Below are 15,982 nucleotides of genomic sequence, written 5' to 3' on the forward strand. Positions count from 1 at the left end.
GAATTTTTATTTTTGGGTTGAAGCATGCACACCAACTGGACCACCGGAGATGTCGACGAGCGCAATCGTTTCGACTACTGGCGAGATGCCATTTCCAATGCATTCGTACCGCTTGATCCCTTGCCTTTGGATCAGGCGGCCAGGCAATTCAACGGAACACTCAAGAGCCTGGAGCTCGAGTCCTTCCGGATATCGACCATTGCCGCGGATGGCCATGAAGTGAGCCTGACACGCAACGGTATTGCGCGACAGCACGGATCGCCCTTCTTCGTTAACCTGCTGCGCCGGGGCAGAATTCAGGTCTCCCAGTACGGCGAACAGGCAACCGCCGCCCCCGGCGATATTTATGTGGTCGATTCGGCTGCGCCGTGGTCGGTGTCCTTCACCGAGCCTTTCGAGATGTTCTGCATAGAAATCGGCGAAGATGCCTTGCGGCCAAGGCTGGGAACACGCGGACGCCTGCCCTCCCCGGTACTTTCCGGCGACAGCAACCAGATCCTGCGCAGCTATCTGAGCATGCTGGAAGATCGCCCCGCCCAGGAACTAGGCTTGTTGCACGACCTGGTGTTCGAGCACTGTGTCGCCTTGCTTGCGCGCTCGGGGGCTTCGGCAGACGGACTCGCGCCCACTCAACGCGACAGCTGTATCATGCGCCAGCAAGTGTTGAGCTTTATCGACCGCAACATTACCAACCCAGATCTGACACCGGATGCTGTCTGTGCCGCGATGCGAATCTCGCGCAGCTATATGTTCAAGCTTTTGTCATCCGGCGGCGACACCTTTGCCGGCTACGTGCGCCGGGCGCGCCTGCACGGCTGTCGTGACGCATTGCTGCGCTTTCCTCAACGTCCCATATCACAGATCGCCTGCAGCTGGGGATTCGGCGATGTCTCGACATTCAACCGCGCCTATCGGAGCGAGTTTGGCGAAACCCCCAGGGACAGCCGCAGCAGCATCTAGGCAAGGCGTCCGGATCAGGCTCACAGGTACGCAGCCTGCTGCAGCACCTCACATGCGTCAGTTGGCCGGGTAGTTGTGCCGGTATACCTCTTCACCCATGGCCTGCACTTGCTGTGCGATCTGCATCCTGAACGGCGTCAGCAATCGCTCGAAACTCTGGTCCGGCTCCAGCAGGGACAGGCTGCGTGCAATCGCTTCGATGGTGGAAACTGCGCCCGGCTGACGTGTCTTGCGTATGCGGTATTCAGACGGTGCGCCGGGCGGCAGGGTCAATCTGGGCAAGGTATCCAGCACGGGATTGGCCGCCAGAATCTTGCGTGCCTTGCGCCAGGTTCCATCCGGCACGATAAGCAATGACCGTTCACCTTGAGCCTTAGGAACCAGTGAACGGTCATCTCCCCTGTCGGGAAACAACAGCAACGCATGTTCTGCCGACGCAATGATTTCGGCGAGCTGCGGAAAATGCTCGCCCACCAGCAGCCGGGCATTGAGCAGCCCCGCCACAGCCAGACGTGCGGTGTTCAGGGCGTGATTCGCTTCATCGGGATGCTGCAGCACAAGTACATGCGTGCGGTTGGGCGTGCAGCTTATGTAAGCACACAGGCAATGCGATGCAGGCCGCTGGCAATGTTCGCAGCGAGGACGGGGCAGCTTTTTGGTATCCGGCATGCCCGCCATTCTACAAAACCGTCGGCCAGATCGAACCGTTGCAATAAGCGTTCAGCCGGCAACGAGCTCCGACAGGCAAAGCCCGGCGGGACTGTTCGGGTCGGCCATGGTCAGCACGATGCTAAGGTGATTCAGGCCTGCTTCTGTGCGCAACTGGGCATCGTGGCCCTGCGACTGCAGCAACGAAGTGAACTGAACGGCTTGCGTGTGGTACGGCGCAGTATCGTGTTCGGCAAGCATCACGATGCGTCGCGGTACAGGCAGTTGCTGCGAAACCATGGGCGTCCAGGCTGCCGCTTCTGCAGGCGTCATTTTGGCTTCGTGCTTCAGGAAGCTGTCTGGAATTTCGGCAAGATCATAGATTCCGCTGATCAGCAACAGGCCGCGTAGCGCATGCAGCCCAGCCGGCGGATTTTCTTCAGGGCCGATTGCGGCAAGATAGCTTGCCAGATGCGCCCCGGCTGAATGGCCGCTGGCCGTGAACCGGGTATGGTCGGCACCCAGCTCGGGTGCCATGGCGACCAAATGCGCCAGCGCCGCCCGCACCTGCCCCACGATAGTGCCCAGCCGGGTGCCCGGCATCAGGTCGTAGCCGATGAACGCCGCAATACCGCCGGCAGCCAGCACCGGCGCGGCAACCAGCCAGTGATCATCCTTGCTGCCTGCACGCCAGTAGCCACCGTGGATGAAGGCGTGCAATGGCGCCCCTTTGGCCGGGCGGGGCGGAAAGACGATGTCGATCCGCTCGCGCGCACTGGCGCCATAAGGAATGTTGCGGCGTGCCTGGACTCCGGCCGCAAACTCACGTGACCGTGCGGCGGTTTCGGCGATGAGTTCGTCGAAGTTCGGAATGAAATCGCGATTGCGGTAAAGGTCTGTCATGATTAAAAGTCTACCGCATAATACTTGGGCTCCATGAACTCGAGGATACCGGTTACACCACCTTCACGCCCCAGCCCGCTTTGTTTGGCGCCTCCGAAGGGCGCCGCCGGATCCGACATCAGGCCACGGTTGATCGCAATCATGCCCGACTCTATGCCCTTGCCTACTCGCAAGGCGCGCGACAGGTCACCCGAGTAAACGTAGGCAGCCAGCCCGTATTCAGTATCGTTGGCGAGGCAGATGGCCTCGGCCTCGGTTTCAAAGCGATAAACAGCGGCTACCGGACCAAAAATTTCGGCGTGGGCAATATCTGCATCGGCGGGGACGTTATCAAGAACCGTAGGCGGGTAGTAATAGCCGTTACCCGGCAGCGGTGTACCTCCGGTGTGCAAACGAGCGCCCTGTTCGATGGCGCTGGAAACCAGGCGATCGATCTTGGTCACCGCATTGCTTGTGATCATGGGACCGACCTGGGTTCGCACGTCGGTGCCCGGACCAACCTGCAACCCTGCCATGCGTTGGGTCAGCCCGGCAACAAAGGCGTCGTGTATGCCCGACTGCACGTAGAACCGGTTGGCGGCCGTGCAGGCCTCGCCCGCATTGCGCATTTTGGCGATCATGGCCCCATCAAGGGCTGCCTGAAGATCGGCATCATCGAATACCAGGAACGGCGCGTTGCCGCCCAGCTCCATTGAGCACGAGACGACCGACTTCGCAGCTTCGGCCAGCAAAGTGCGCCCGACCCCGGTAGAGCCGGTGAAAGACAGCTTGCGGACCCTGGGGTCAGCCAGCATGGCGTTGGTGATGGCCGCCGGTTGCCTGGTCGTTAACACATTCACCACGCCTGGCGGTACGCCCGCCTGGGCGCCCAGCCTGGCCATTGCATAAGCTGTCAGGGGCGTTTCGGACGCCGGCTTCAGAATGACCGTGCAGCCCGCGGCCAGTGCCGGCCCAATCTTGCGTGTGGCCATTGCCGCCGGAAAGTTCCAGGGGGTTATCAGAACGGCGATACCTATCGGGTCGTGATCGACAAGTATGTGATTGGCACCTGACGGGGCATGGCGAAATTCACCCGAAATTCGTACCGCCTCTTCGGCATACCAACGGAAGAACTCCGCCGCATAGGCGACCTCGCCGCGTGCATCGGACAACGCCTTGCCATTTTCCAGGGAGATCAGAACTGCCAGTTCTTCGGCGTGTTCTGTCATCAGCTGGAACCAGCGGCGCAATACCTCGGCACGCTGGCGGGCCGGGGTTGCGCGCCAGTTTGCCGCCGCAGCATCGGCGGCGTCGACGGCCCGCAAGGCATCGACGATTGACGCGTCGGGTACCTCGGCCATGACTTCAGCAGTAGACGGATTCACAACCGGAATGCCGCTGCCCGGCTGCCATTTTCCGTCTATAAAAAGGCCTTGTGCGTGCAGGGTGGGGTCGGAATAATCCGATGCGGGGGTAGTGGTGTTTGTCATTTGATAAGAGTCCTGTCTTACTGGATGATGCCGGCATCGCCCACGTAGGCGGCGCGCAGGAGCTTGCGCATGTCGCTGCGATCCAACGGGCGCGGATTGTTCTGGATAAGCCGTTCTATACCGCAGGACTGCTCGCCCACCCATTCAAGTTGCGCTTCGTCCAGCCCCAGCTCTGCCAGCGTGGCGGGAATGCCTATGCGCGCAAACAGGCCGGAGATTGCGGGGATGACCTGCGCTGCATTGGAAAGCCCCATGGCACCAGCCATTTGCTGCAGCTCCATGCTTATGGCGGGACGATTCCACTGCATGACCCAGGGCATCAGGCAGGCCACGCCAGCACCATGCGCAGTGTGTGTTACGGCGCCAACCGGATACTGAATGGCATGGGCGGCAGCCGTTCCGGCAACACTGAAAGCCAGCCCAGCAAACGTGGCCCCCTGCATGACCTGAGCCCGGGCAGCCAGATTGCTGCCGTCGGTGCAAGCGGCCTCGAGCCCCTGCCAAAGCAGCGAGATGGCTCTGAGCGCATACTGGTCGGACAGCATATTCTTGCCAACGAACACCCGTTCCTGCGTTAATGCGGCAGTGACAGGACGCCGTGTGGCCGTGAAGGCTTCAATCGCGTGAGTCATGGCGTCAGCACCCGCAATGGCAGTCAGCCCTGGCGGACACGTCAGTGTCAGTTCGGGATCGCAGATTGCCACGGTGGGAATCAGCTCGGGACTTGATATGCCTATTTTCAAGCTGCGCTGGCTATCGGACAGGACGGCGACCGGCGTAACCTCTGAGCCGGTTCCGGCTGTGGTCGGAATGGCGATCAGCGGCAAAATCGGGCCTGGTACTTTCAGCTCGCCATAATAGTCTTCAGGCTTGCCGCCATGGGTCAGAAGCAATGCAAGACATTTCGCCATATCAAGGCATGAGCCACCACCCACCCCAATGACCAGGTCGGGAGCAAAATCGCGGGCCGCTTCGGCAGCTACCACGGTACTTTCAGCCGGCACATCCGGCAAGGTTCCGCTTTCAATTCTTAGTGTCAGGCCATGTTGTTCAAGATCGGCAACAAGAGACTGAAAGTATGCATCACCGGCCAGTCGCTGATCGGTAACGACCAGCGCACGCCGACCCAGCCGCTTCGCCACCAGCCCCAACACCCTGCGTTGCCCGCTGCCCACTATAAGCTCGCGCGGCGACCTGATGGTCCCGAAGTCATCCATGGTTTATCTCCTGTTGTTCTTGGAATTCTTATATCAACATCATATATCAGATCGTATACGATATTGTATTTGACATTTGATATCTTATTTGCCATGATTCGAGCATGTCAAGGACAACTTACGGACCGTTACCACCACTATGACAGCGCAACGAGAAAAACAGCCACGCGCATCTCTACGCCCTACCAGCGTGGTAGATAGTGTGTACGACAACATCTACGAACAACTGATGTCGCTGACCATCGCTCCTGGAGCCCGCATTCCGATCGATGTGCTCGCGCGCGACCTGAACGTTTCCCAAACGCCGATCCGGGAAGCGCTCTCCCGGCTCGAACGCGAGGGCCTGGTACAAAAAGCGCACCTCATCGGTTATAGCGCCGCCCCTCAGCTGGATCGCAAGCAGTTCGAAGACTTGTTCAACTTTCGCCTGCTGATCGAACCCGAAGGCGCACGCCTGGCCGCCTTGAACATGACGCCTGCCAGCCTGAATCACATTGAAGAAATTGCCGCCGACATGGCTCATGGCGCAACACCCGTAGACCGCACCAGCCGCTATTCACGCTTTGCCCGTACCGATGCGCAGTTTCACGACGAAATCCTTCGTATCGCGGGTAATGAAGTGATCCGTTCAACACTGTTCAATCAGCACGTCCATCTGCATTTGTTCCGCCTGATGTTCCATAGCCGCGTTACTCAGGAAGCCCTTGAAGAACACGAGGACCTGATGGCGGCTTTTCGGGAAGGCGACGCCAACGCTGCAGAAGCGGCAATGCGCAAGCACATCGAGCGCTCGCGCGATCGCCTGATGCTGGCCTTCGAATGAACACCGGCACTGCCCTTCCCTCATCCATTGACGCACAAGCGGTCATGGACACCTCTGCGCCATCAACACTGGCAACATCGGAATTGTCCAAGGCTTACGGCCCCATCACTGTGCTGTCGGTCGTCACGCTCGACATCCATGCAGGGGAAGTCCATGCCGTCATCGGCGAGAACGGCGCGGGGAAGTCAACCCTGATGAAGCTGCTGTCGGGCTATGTCAGCCCCACGGCGGGCCACCTGCTCCTGAACGGACAAGCCATCGAGTTTGCCGATGCCTCGGCAGCAGAAGCGGCAGGCGTAGTACTGGTCCACCAGGAAATCCTGCTGGCACCCGACCTCACGGTCGCTGAAAACCTTTTTCTGGGCCGCGAATTGTCGCGTGGCTTCATGGTTGATGATCGCAGCATGAACCAGCGCACCGCCCAGGTGCTGGCTTCTATCGGCGCGCATTGCGGGCCACGCGATCTTGTAGGCGAACTGCCGCTGGCACAGCGGCAATTGGTACAAATCGCCAGGGCTCTGCTAGAGCCACGCAAGGTCGTAATCTTCGACGAACCTACCGCCGTGCTGGCCAACGACGAAGTGGCGGCGCTGCTGAACGTCGTGCGCGGGCTGAAGGCACAAGGCGTGGCCGTCCTGTATATCTCACATCGCCTGGATGAAGTCGAAGCGCTGGCCGACCGCATCACCATACTTCGCGACGGAAAGATGATAGGCACCTGGCCGGCAACCGAGCTGTCTCAACGCCAGATGGCCGAACTTATGGTCGGTCGCCAGCTCGACGTGCTCTATCCGCCCAAGCGCCAAAGATCTACCGGCGATCCCCTGCTCGTTGTCGAGCAGCTGTCTGTAGATCATGGTGCGGTACAGGCCAGCCTGACCGTCAGACCCGGCGAGGTACTGGGCATCGGTGGCATGATAGGTTCAGGCAGGACCGAGCTCTTTGAGGGCCTGATGGGTCTGCGTCCGGCCCATGCACAACATATCGAACTAAACGGGCAAGCCATCCGGCAACGCACGGTCAGCAGCTGGCAGGAACATGGCCTGGTCTATCTGACCGAAGACCGCAAGGGCAAAGGCCTGCTGCTTGACGAACCCCTGGCACCCAACCTGACACTTCAGGCTCTGGACCGGATCCACCCGAACCTTGCTCTGGATTACCGCCAAGAGATCGCCGCATTGGAAACGGCCGTAAGCAGCTACGACATCCGCGTTGGCTCCATCCACCTCGATGTCGGCCAACTATCGGGCGGCAATCAGCAAAAACTGCTGCTCGCAAAAATATTGATGGCCAACCCTTCGGTCGTCATCATCGACGAGCCGACACGCGGCATCGACATTGGCAACAAGAGCCAGATATACGAATTCATCGACCAGCTGGTTCGGTCCGGCAAGGCCTGCATTGTGATTTCCTCAGAACTGCCCGAACTGGTCGGCCTGTCCGATCGGGTACTGGTAATGCGTGCAGGACATATCGTGACCGAGCTTACAGAAAAACAAATAACAGAAGAAAACGTCGTCTATGCGGCGACGAGCACCGAAGGAGACAACCCTGATGACAAGCGCGACCACGCCTATCGCGACAGCTGAAGCACCCCGGCGCATCCGCTGGGCGACTATGGGGCCTTTCATTGCGCTGGGCATCGTATTGCTGGTCGGCACGATGCTCAACCCCAACTTTGCGACAGCCACCAACCTGGCCAACGTCGTCACCCGCTCAGCCTTCATTGCCATTATCGCGGTAGGAGCAACCTTTGTGATCTCGTCGCGCTGCCTGGACTTGTCTGTCGGGTCCATGATGGCATTCGTCACCGGCATCATGATCCTCACCATGAACCAGCTTGAACCTTCCATGGGTGCAAACGCCATTTTCGTTGGTGCCGCAGTAGGTTTGCTGGCAGGCGCTGCCTGCGGCTTGCTGAACGGGTTGATTGTCACCGTAGGCAAGATCGAACCCTTTATCGTCACACTGGGCACGATGGGAATTTTCCGTGCACTGATCACGTGGATGGCCGATGGCGGATCCATCCCCATGGAACGTTCATTGCGCGAACCTTATCGGCCCGTCTATTTCGGCGATGTACTGGGCATACCCATTCCAGTGCTCATTACTCTGGCCGTCGCCCTTGTCGGCGCCTTCATCCTGTATCGCACGAAATACGGACGCCGCTGCATGGCTACCGGTTCAAACGCCGAAGTGGCCCGTTTCTCGGGCGTGTCCGTCACCAAGGTTCGTACCATGGCCTTTGTAATCCAGGGGCTATGTGTGGCCATTGCGGCAATCTGCTACATCCCCCGGCTTGGCGCGGCCACTCCCACAACCGGACAGCTCTGGGAACTGCATGTGATCACCGCCGTAGTAATTGGCGGCACACTGCTGCGCGGCGGCAAGGCAAGAATCTGGGGCACCGTCGCAGGTGCGCTGATACTGGAAGTGATTGCCAACCTGATGGTGCTGTCCAACATGGTTTCCGAATACCTCGTCGCAGCCGTGCAAGGGGTGATCATCATCCTTGCCATGCTGGCACATCGCTTTATCAAGTAACCGCCAACAAAGAGCGGGTTTGTTTCACAAGTAGAAAAAATAACGACCATAACCAGGAGAAAGAAATGACGTCTATTACAAAGCGGGCACTTGGTTTGCTGTCTGCCGCCACTCTTGCGGCACTGACCACCACCGGTGCCTTGGCGCAAGATAAAACGACAATTGCCGTATCAATACCTGCCGCTACCCACGGCTGGACCGGAGGTGTTGTCTATCACGCGGAACAGGCTGCCAAAGAGATTAAGGCAGCGTTTCCAAATATTGATGTCGTGGTAAAGACCTCGCCCTCGGCGACAGCGCAGGTATCGGCGCTCGAAGACCTTTCGGCCAGCAAGCAGCTCGATGCCTTGGTCATCCTGCCCTTTACCTCTGAGGAACTGACCGGCCCCGTCGAGCAGGTCAAGGCAGGCGGCACCTTTGTCACGGTGGTTGACCGCGGCCTGACCGACTCATCAATACATGATCTGTATGTCGCCGGTGACAACATTGCCGTAGGAGCGAATACCGCAACCTGGCTGGCTGAAAAGCTGGGCAATAAAGGCAATATCGTGGTGCTGCGCGGCATCCCGACCGTGATCGACGATGAACGCATCAAGGGCTTCACCGATGTAATCAAGGGCACAGACATCAAGATCCTGGATATCCAGTACGCCAACTGGAACCAGGACCAGGCCTTTACACTGATGCAGGATTATCTGGCCAAATATCCGCATATCGACGCCGTCTGGGCCAACGATGACGACATGCTGCTGGGCGTAAGGGAAGCAATCAAAGAGTCCGGCCGCAAAGAAATCAAATATGCGCTTGGCGGTAATGGCATGAAAGAGGTTATAGAACTGGTCAAGGCCAAGAACGCCATGACCCCGATCTCGACGCCCTATCCCCCTTCAATGATCAAGTCGGCCATCTACATGACCACAGCACAGTTTGTCGGACAAGCGCCCATGCGCGGCACCTTCAAGCTCGATGCGCCGCTGATCACTCCCGAGAACGCCGATCAGTTCTATTTTCCCGAAAGTCCGTTTTAATGACACACGGCCGGGCCACGGCCCGGTCGTCTTAGCAACCAGGAGGACAACATGAGTGGCAAAAAGATTCTTATGCTCTGCGGTGAGTTCACCGAAGAATATGAAATTTATGTATTTCAACAAGGTATGGAAGCGGTCGGGCATACCGTTCATGTCGTCTGCCCCGACAAGAAAGCAGGCGAGATGATCCAGACCTCCCTGCACGATTTTGAAGGGCACCAGACATATATCGAACGGTTCGGCCACCTGGCCGAAATCAACAAGACATTTTCGGAAGTAAACCTGGACGAATATGATGCGGTGTATTGCGCCGGCGGACGCGGACCGGAATATATCCGTACAGACAAACGCATACAGGCCATGGTGCGCCACTTCCATGAGCAGCAAAAGCCCATCTTCACCATCTGCCACGGCGTGCAGATCCTTGTGGCCGTAGATGGTGTGGTCCGTGGAAAAAAAGTAGCGGCGCTGGGCGCTTGCGAACCCGAGGTCATTCTTGCCGGCGGCACCTACATAGATGTGAAGCCGCATGAAGCCTACGTCGATGGCACTATGGTTTCGGCAAAAGGCTGGACCGGCCTGGCCGCATTTATGCGCGAATGCCTGAAAGTGCTTGGAACAACCATCACCCATTCTTGACACCGGTAGCTTCACAAGCCCCGCAGATACGGGGCTTGTTTCATTATTCCGCACAGAAATAATAATTGTCGATGTCCCGGTTCCCGTGATTAAATTGCAGGATCATGAAACGTTTCGTTTCACGACAGCACAGGCTTTCCAACAGCATTGCCCCTCCATTCAATCATGAGGCCACAGAATGAAAAAAGCCACACTCACCTTAATTCTCATCAGTGCGGGCGCTCTTGCTGCCTGCCAGAGCCCTTCGGGCTCGCACAGCGGAAGCAGCTCACGCAACTCTGAGTTCAACTGTATCGCCGGCACAGTCGGTGGAGCCGTAATTGGCGGTCTGCTTGGCAGCACCATCGGCGGTGGACGCGGACGCACGGCAGCCACAGCTGTCGGCATAGGTGCAGGCGGCTATATCGGCAACTCCATGGGATGCAAGTAATGAAAAACACTAACATGCACAAACTTCTTTCCGTGGCCTTTTCCGCCATGCTGCTCGGAACCGCCGCAACGGCCACGGCTCAAAACAGCACCGTTGAACTCACACCTGAACATTTCGCACAGCTCGACAAGGATGAAAGCGGCGGAATCAGCAAGCAGGAATACGAACAGTTCATGCGCGACTCGTTCAGGCAGCTCGATACCGACGGCAGCAATAGCCTTAGCCCGGCCGAAGCCAGCAAAATCATGACGCCCGAGCAGTTCGCCTCGGTCGACAAAAACAATGACGGCGAAATCAGTCTGGACGAACTCATCGAACAAGTCATGCGTGACTTCGATCGCCAGGACAGGAACAACGACGGCACTCTGCAGCCCTGACAAAATAGCGGGAGCATGGCTTCCGCTATTTTTATTCCTGGCGTCTCACGCCGCAACGCCCACGCAACTCAGCCTATCCAGCACGGTTCAAAATAGCGCCGTATGCTGGACACTATGCTGCGCGATACTATCCATGAGGTCTTGGGGTTATCAGGCGACGGGCGATTGGCAATGGTCACAGAAAACGTGCCCGCCGGGCCATTTGTCCGGATGACATGCTGGTTACCCGAGGCCTTTGGATCGACCACAACCCGCACTTGCGTATCTTGCATGCCCGTACCCGCCAATGCCAGAGTGGCCGCAACGTTCAGGTTCTTGGGGTAGCGTGTTGCCGCCACATCGGCAGCCCCCGCAAAAAGCTCGAGTTCTTCGGCCAGCTGACCGGAGTCTATGCCCTGGTCCGCCAGCTCGGGCTTCCATGCCGAAGGCGGCTTGCGGGATTCATACGTTACCCTGGTGCCTTCGAACAGTGCCGCACTTCGTATGTAGTCGAGCCCACCGATTGCGCCTGAGGGTATCAGCATGCGGGTGTTGCCTTTGCGGGCTGCATCGAGCAGCGCACCATACAAGCTGTCGTCGGCCAAGGCACCAACAGAAGAAACCAGGAATGGCCGGCCGCTTTCCAGGCACAGCCGGGCATACTGCTTTACGGCTTCCTGACCGGCGGCTTCGACGATGAGATCGGGCTGCCAGGCCAGCAGATCGTGAATATCCGAAAATACCACCAGCCCGTCATCGGGACCCTGAAATGACGACCCGGGCCGCTTCAGAACCGCAATGGAAAAAGCACTGTCGCGTGCACTGTCGGGGCAATCTTCGGCAAGTAGACCAACCACCTGCCGACAGATATTGCCCGCGCCGATAATGGCAAGCTTGCGCATGGCCTTATTCATACATCATTTGGGGCAGCCCCAATACGATGTCGGGGAACACAACCACCAGCACCACCGCCAGAATCAGCATCAGGAAGAAGGGAAACGCGGCTTTCGATACATAAACGATGTCGCGCCCGGTCATGCCTTGCAATACAAACAGGTTCAAGCCGACCGGCGGCGTCAGTTGGCCCATCTCGACGACCAGCACCAGATAGACGCCGAACCAGATCGGATCCACCCCCACCGCCTGGACGGCGGGCAGCAACACGGCCGTGGTCAGTACGACGATGGAGATGCCATCGAGAAAGCAACCCAGAATTACGAAAAACACCGTCAGGGCAGCCAGCAAAGCGTAACTGCTCATGCCCATGTCGGTGATCCAGCGAGCCAGGTTGGCCGGCAAGCCCGAGTAGCCCATGGCTATGGTAAGAAACGCCGCTCCCGCCAAAATGAAAGCAATCATGGAAGAAGACAAGGTGGCCGCAATCAGGCCCTCTTTGAAAGTCTTCCAGTTCAGGTCGCCAAACAGCCAGCTTAGAAACAGCGAAATAACGACGCCGACTGCCGCCGAATCGGTGGGGCTGGCCAGACCAAGGTAGATGGAGCCAACCACCCCGATAATCAGCAATGTGACAGGCAGCAGTGTTCGGGTTGCCTTCAGTTTCTGGCTGAAGCTCATGGCCGGGTCTTTGGCGGGCACTTTGTCGCGGTTCTTTCCTGACCAGATAGCGACATAGCTCATGAACAGCATGATAATCATGATGCCCGGCACCACGCCGGCAATAAACAAACGGGCGATCGAGAGTTCGGCCGCCACACCGTAGACGATCAAAATGATGGACGGAGGTATGAGCAGGCCCAGTGTGCCCGAGCCGGCAATAGTTCCGAGTATCAGTTTTTCATCGTACCCACGCGCCTTCAGTTCGGGCACCGCGACCTTTGCGACCGTGGCGCAAGTGGCGGCGGACGAACCGCTTACAGCCGCGAAAATACCGGATGCCATGATGCCCACATGGGCAAGCCCCCCCGGCAAGGAACGCATCCAGGGCGCCAATCCGGAGAAAAGGTCTTTCGACATGCGGGACCGGAACAGGATTTCACCCATCCAGATGAACAAGGGCAAGGCGGCCAGCGACCATTCCGCCGACGTACTCCACATATTGGTCGCAAGTACATTAAGCGCCGGCGCATTCGAGAACAGCAGGACGCCAACCAGCCCGGTTACGAACAGGGCAATGGATACCCAGATACCGAAGGCGAGGCTGCCGATAAGGGCCACGACGAGAATGAGTGACATCAACAGGTCGGACATTAAAGGGTCTCCTCGGGGTCGGTTTCGGTACGCAACCCTTCGCTACGACCTGCGCGCAGCATGTCGACCAGTGTGTCGATAGCGGCCACAAGAAAGACGCCGGCGCCTATGCACAATACGCTTTGCGGTATCCATAGTGGTACCCTGAGCAAGCCGGAGGCGCGATCTCCCCACATGAACGACTGATAGGTCAGTTGCCCAAGCCCGTAGGTAAAGAGCACGCCCATTACAACGCCGACCAGCGCAACAATCGTCAGGGTCGTGCGCCGGGCCGGGGCCGGAAGCCGTGACTCGAGCAAGGTGACCCGTATATGGGCAGCCTTGCGAAAACCCAGTCCCAGGGAAAGGAATGTGGCGAACCCCAATGCGTAGCCCGACAACGAGGCATAGGATGGTATGAGCAACCCGAAGCTGGTGTTGAACACACTTAATGCCATGAAATCGATGATATTGAGCACCACCTGCCCAAAAACTATCACCACGATGGCCACAAGTGACAAAGCGGCCAGGCCGCCGCTATAACGGTACAGACCGTCAAGGAATCTACGCATAATCAGGTTCGCAACAAGTCAGGACACGGTGTGAGCAGGTCACACCGTGTGGATAGGCCTTTTATTGGGCCTGGTAGGCCTTGAGGATTTCAGCGCCTTTTTCGCCGGCCTCTTTGCCCCAGTCGTCGGCCATTTTCTTGCCGATTTCTTTCAGGGAAGCATTCAGGGCGTCGGAACCGTTGCCAACTTTAATGCCATTTTCTTCCAGCACCTTGCGCTGGGCCGAGTGATCGGCTTCGGACATTTCCCAGCCACGTTTTTCAGCAGCGGCGGCGGCATCAAGCACCGCCTTTTGCGTGGATTCGTCAAGCCCGTCGAACACGCGCTTGTTGACCACAACGATGTTCTTGGGAAGAAATGCGGCTACGTCGTAAAAATGGGTAAGGTAGTCCCATGCCGTGGTGTTCACGCCCGTGGAGGTGGAGGTGATCATGGCGTTGACGCGGCCCGTGGTGAAGGCCTGGGCAAGATCGGGCACTTCGACCTGGGTGGGCACGGCGCCGGCCAGCTGGGCCAGACGCTCGGTTTGCGGGCTGTAGGCACGCATTTTTATACCTTTCAGGTCTTCGATTTTTTCAATCGGGCGATCGGTGTAAAGACCTTGGGGAGGCCACGGCACCGAGAACAGCACTTTCAGGTTCTGGCGCCCCAGCTCTTCTTCGAGTGCCGGCTTGGAAGCCCTGTACATTTTGAGGGAGTCGTCGTACGAGACGGCGACAAATGGAACCGAATCGAGCGCGAAGATGGGGTTTTCGTTGGCCAGGTTGGAGATGATGAATTCGCCGATTTCAACTTGCTGTGAACGTACGGCGTTCTTGATTTCCTGGTGCTTGATCAGGGAACCCGCAGCGTGCACGTTAATGGTGAGCTTGCCATCAGTGGCGGCATCGATATCTTTGACAAACTTCAGAATGTTCTGGGTGTGGAAATTGGACTCTGGGTAAGGCGTGGCCATTTGCCAACTTGCTGCGTGCGCTGCCGTAGCCGAAAGCGCCAGCGCCGCACCTGCGATCATTGTTTTGTAGAAACCCATGTGTCCTCCGGAATGTGTGTATTTGAAAGTAATTGCTCGCTCATGATATCAAGATACCCACCTCGTCATCTACGGGGTTTTCCCGTTTCAGCCCTGGAATATGGTCTTGCCCGTTTTAATCATGGGCAAGAGTGCCGGTCTGTGTAAGCCGGCACTCTGCGTGGTACTGAATGCTCAGGGTTTTTTCAGATTGCGCTCTTTGATGATCGCACCCCATTTGTCCCATTCCTTGTGCACGAAATCGGTAAATTCCTGGCGGGTAGTCGGTTGCGGTGTCATGCCGAACTCCGTTAGCTTTTTCTCGACATCGGGGTCAGTCAGCACCTTGGTTATTTCCTTATTCCAGCGGTCAAGAATGGCTTCTGGCGTGCCGCCCGGCGCAACAAATGCATACCAGTTCAAGGCCTCGAATCCTGGATAGCCCGACTCGGCGATAGTGGGGATATCAGGCAAATAGGCAGGCCGTTTCAAGCCGGTGGTGGCCAGGGGAATCAGCTTTTTTTGCTCGACATAGGGCATGGCGGTGGGAGGAGCCGAATAGTAGGTCATTACACGCTCGCCCAGCAGGTCTTGCATAGCTTGTGCGCCGCCTTTGTAGGGGATATGCACCATATTGACCCCTGCCGCCATATTCAGCAGTTCGCCAGCCATGTGCGAGGCAGCGCCGAAGCCGGATGAGGCATAGTCGACTTTCTCGGGCTGCGTTTTGGCCAGATCCAGCAATTCCTTCAGTGTACTTACACCCGCGGCGGTATGGGCTACCAGCACGTTGGGGAAGTTAACGCCGCCCGAGACCATTGCCAGATCCTTGAAGGGATCGTAGTTCACGTCCATCAAATGAGGGGAAATCGTAAGCGGGCCCACCGAGCCCAGCAACAGCATGCTGCCATCCTTCGGGCCGTTGGCGACGTATTGGTGAGCAATATTGCCACCGGCACCTGGCTTGTTGATGATGGCGATGGAACGGTTGGTGTTTTGCCCCAGCCGTTCGGCAATCAGCCGCGCAGATGTATCGGCCGCACCGCCGGCCACAAAGCCGACAACCAGCGAAATTGGTTTGTCCGGCAGTTCCTGTGCATAGGCCCCCTTCACCATTAATCCAGCCGTGCATAAAAGCACGCCGCCCACCAGTTTGGTAAATTTCATGGGTAATCTCCTTAAGTGTCCCAGTAA

17 protein-coding genes are annotated in these 15,982 nt (G+C 57.8%); 8 read left to right on the forward strand and 9 right to left on the reverse strand.

The annotated features are described in order from the left end of the window. The first annotated feature begins 24 nt into the window (after positions 1 to 24). Positions 25 to 960: a helix-turn-helix domain-containing protein gene (locus LKR43_RS12515; protein WP_227684404.1), complete on the forward strand. Its 936-nt coding sequence runs from the start codon at positions 25 to 27 to the stop codon at positions 958 to 960. A gap of 57 nt (positions 961 to 1,017) precedes the next feature. Here the strand turns inward: LKR43_RS12515 and LKR43_RS12520 are convergent, their stop codons facing one another. From LKR43_RS12520 to LKR43_RS12535, 4 genes are all read right to left on the reverse strand, one after another. After that, a complete protein-coding gene (locus LKR43_RS12520) occupies positions 1,018 to 1,611 on the reverse strand; it encodes a tRNA-uridine aminocarboxypropyltransferase (protein ID WP_227684546.1) in 594 nt (197 codons plus the stop codon). Between the two features lie 69 nt (positions 1,612 to 1,680). Continuing rightward, positions 1,681 to 2,511: an alpha/beta hydrolase gene (locus LKR43_RS12525; RefSeq protein WP_227684405.1), complete on the reverse strand. Its 831-nt coding sequence runs from the start codon at positions 2,509 to 2,511 to the stop codon at positions 1,681 to 1,683. Between the two features lie 2 nt (positions 2,512 to 2,513). Continuing rightward, complete coding sequence (locus LKR43_RS12530) at positions 2,514 to 3,980, reverse strand: NAD-dependent succinate-semialdehyde dehydrogenase (protein WP_227684406.1); 1,467 nt, start codon at positions 3,978 to 3,980, stop codon at positions 2,514 to 2,516. Between the two features lie 17 nt (positions 3,981 to 3,997). Further along, the gene (locus LKR43_RS12535) at positions 3,998 to 5,197 is read right to left on the reverse strand and encodes an iron-containing alcohol dehydrogenase (RefSeq protein WP_227684407.1); all 1,200 of its coding nucleotides are present in this window, start codon (positions 5,195 to 5,197) and stop codon (positions 3,998 to 4,000) included. Positions 5,198 to 5,336: 139 nt separating this feature from the next. On the opposite strand from LKR43_RS12535, the gene LKR43_RS12540 reads away from it, so the two are divergent. The 7 genes from LKR43_RS12540 to LKR43_RS12570 all read left to right on the forward strand — a co-directional run bounded on the left by LKR43_RS12540 (position 5,337) and on the right by LKR43_RS12570 (position 11,038). Then, complete coding sequence (locus LKR43_RS12540; protein ID WP_227684408.1) at positions 5,337 to 6,020, forward strand: GntR family transcriptional regulator; 684 nt, start codon at positions 5,337 to 5,339, stop codon at positions 6,018 to 6,020. Continuing rightward, positions 6,017 to 7,609, forward strand: a complete 1,593-nt coding sequence (locus LKR43_RS12545) for a sugar ABC transporter ATP-binding protein (protein ID WP_227684409.1) — start codon at positions 6,017 to 6,019, stop codon at positions 7,607 to 7,609. The genes LKR43_RS12540 and LKR43_RS12545 overlap by 4 nt, the downstream gene beginning before the upstream one ends. After that, entirely contained in the window at positions 7,575 to 8,564 is a 990-nt protein-coding gene (locus LKR43_RS12550) for an ABC transporter permease (protein WP_227684410.1), read from the forward strand. The genes LKR43_RS12545 and LKR43_RS12550 overlap by 35 nt, the downstream gene beginning before the upstream one ends. A gap of 65 nt (positions 8,565 to 8,629) precedes the next feature. After that, positions 8,630 to 9,592: a substrate-binding domain-containing protein gene (locus tag LKR43_RS12555; RefSeq protein WP_227684411.1), complete on the forward strand. Its 963-nt coding sequence runs from the start codon at positions 8,630 to 8,632 to the stop codon at positions 9,590 to 9,592. Between the two features lie 51 nt (positions 9,593 to 9,643). Then, complete coding sequence (locus LKR43_RS12560; protein ID WP_227684412.1) at positions 9,644 to 10,231, forward strand: DJ-1/PfpI family protein; 588 nt, start codon at positions 9,644 to 9,646, stop codon at positions 10,229 to 10,231. Positions 10,232 to 10,409: 178 nt separating this feature from the next. Beyond that, a complete protein-coding gene (locus LKR43_RS16235) occupies positions 10,410 to 10,661 on the forward strand; it encodes a glycine zipper 2TM domain-containing protein (RefSeq protein WP_305080628.1) in 252 nt (83 codons plus the stop codon). 14 nt (positions 10,662 to 10,675) lie between these two features. Continuing rightward, a complete protein-coding gene (locus tag LKR43_RS12570; RefSeq protein WP_227684413.1) occupies positions 10,676 to 11,038 on the forward strand; it encodes an EF-hand domain-containing protein in 363 nt (120 codons plus the stop codon). 68 nt (positions 11,039 to 11,106) lie between these two features. Here the strand turns inward: LKR43_RS12570 and LKR43_RS12575 are convergent, their stop codons facing one another. The 5 genes from LKR43_RS12575 to LKR43_RS12595 all read right to left on the reverse strand — a co-directional run bounded on the left by LKR43_RS12575 (position 11,107) and on the right by LKR43_RS12595 (position 15,955). Continuing rightward, positions 11,107 to 11,919, reverse strand: coding sequence for an aspartate dehydrogenase (locus tag LKR43_RS12575; RefSeq protein WP_227684414.1), 813 nt, complete (start codon positions 11,917 to 11,919; stop codon positions 11,107 to 11,109). 4 nt (positions 11,920 to 11,923) lie between these two features. Beyond that, entirely contained in the window at positions 11,924 to 13,225 is a 1,302-nt protein-coding gene (locus LKR43_RS12580; protein WP_227684415.1) for a TRAP transporter large permease, read from the reverse strand. After that, positions 13,225 to 13,776, reverse strand: a complete 552-nt coding sequence (locus LKR43_RS12585; protein ID WP_227684416.1) for a TRAP transporter small permease — start codon at positions 13,774 to 13,776, stop codon at positions 13,225 to 13,227. The genes LKR43_RS12580 and LKR43_RS12585 overlap by 1 nt, the downstream gene beginning before the upstream one ends. A gap of 61 nt (positions 13,777 to 13,837) precedes the next feature. Further along, positions 13,838 to 14,809: a TRAP transporter substrate-binding protein gene (locus LKR43_RS12590; RefSeq protein WP_227684417.1), complete on the reverse strand. Its 972-nt coding sequence runs from the start codon at positions 14,807 to 14,809 to the stop codon at positions 13,838 to 13,840. A gap of 174 nt (positions 14,810 to 14,983) precedes the next feature. Then, the gene (locus tag LKR43_RS12595) at positions 14,984 to 15,955 is read right to left on the reverse strand and encodes a Bug family tripartite tricarboxylate transporter substrate binding protein (RefSeq protein WP_370632114.1); all 972 of its coding nucleotides are present in this window, start codon (positions 15,953 to 15,955) and stop codon (positions 14,984 to 14,986) included. Positions 15,956 to 15,982: the final 27 nt, after the last annotated feature.

The organism is Pusillimonas sp. MFBS29 (assembly GCF_020687695.1).
In the GTDB taxonomy this organism is placed as follows: domain Bacteria; phylum Pseudomonadota; class Gammaproteobacteria; order Burkholderiales; family Burkholderiaceae_B; genus Pusillimonas_C.

Bases quoted from the DNA above. Each gene is read 5' to 3' on its own strand.
- LKR43_RS12515 (WP_227684404.1), top strand. From the start codon at position 25: ATGCACACCAACTGGACCACCGGAGATGTCGACGAGCGCAATCGTTTC.
- LKR43_RS12525 (WP_227684405.1), bottom strand. From the start codon at position 2,511: ATGACAGACCTTTACCGCAATCGCGATTTCATTCCGAACTTCGACGAA.
- LKR43_RS12530 (WP_227684406.1), bottom strand. From the start codon at position 3,980: ATGACAAACACCACTACCCCCGCATCGGATTATTCCGACCCCACCCTG.
- LKR43_RS12535 (WP_227684407.1), bottom strand. From the start codon at position 5,197: ATGGATGACTTCGGGACCATCAGGTCGCCGCGCGAGCTTATAGTGGGC.
- LKR43_RS12540 (WP_227684408.1), top strand. From the start codon at position 5,337: ATGACAGCGCAACGAGAAAAACAGCCACGCGCATCTCTACGCCCTACC.
- LKR43_RS12545 (WP_227684409.1), top strand. From the start codon at position 6,017: ATGAACACCGGCACTGCCCTTCCCTCATCCATTGACGCACAAGCGGTC.
- LKR43_RS12550 (WP_227684410.1), top strand. From the start codon at position 7,575: ATGACAAGCGCGACCACGCCTATCGCGACAGCTGAAGCACCCCGGCGC.
- LKR43_RS12555 (WP_227684411.1), top strand. From the start codon at position 8,630: ATGACGTCTATTACAAAGCGGGCACTTGGTTTGCTGTCTGCCGCCACT.
- LKR43_RS12560 (WP_227684412.1), top strand. From the start codon at position 9,644: ATGAGTGGCAAAAAGATTCTTATGCTCTGCGGTGAGTTCACCGAAGAA.
- LKR43_RS16235 (WP_305080628.1), top strand. From the start codon at position 10,410: ATGAAAAAAGCCACACTCACCTTAATTCTCATCAGTGCGGGCGCTCTT.
- LKR43_RS12570 (WP_227684413.1), top strand. From the start codon at position 10,676: ATGCACAAACTTCTTTCCGTGGCCTTTTCCGCCATGCTGCTCGGAACC.
- LKR43_RS12575 (WP_227684414.1), bottom strand. From the start codon at position 11,919: ATGCGCAAGCTTGCCATTATCGGCGCGGGCAATATCTGTCGGCAGGTG.
- LKR43_RS12580 (WP_227684415.1), bottom strand. From the start codon at position 13,225: ATGTCCGACCTGTTGATGTCACTCATTCTCGTCGTGGCCCTTATCGGC.
- LKR43_RS12585 (WP_227684416.1), bottom strand. From the start codon at position 13,776: ATGCGTAGATTCCTTGACGGTCTGTACCGTTATAGCGGCGGCCTGGCC.
- LKR43_RS12590 (WP_227684417.1), bottom strand. From the start codon at position 14,809: ATGGGTTTCTACAAAACAATGATCGCAGGTGCGGCGCTGGCGCTTTCG.
- LKR43_RS12595 (WP_370632114.1), bottom strand. From the start codon at position 15,955: ATGAAATTTACCAAACTGGTGGGCGGCGTGCTTTTATGCACGGCTGGA.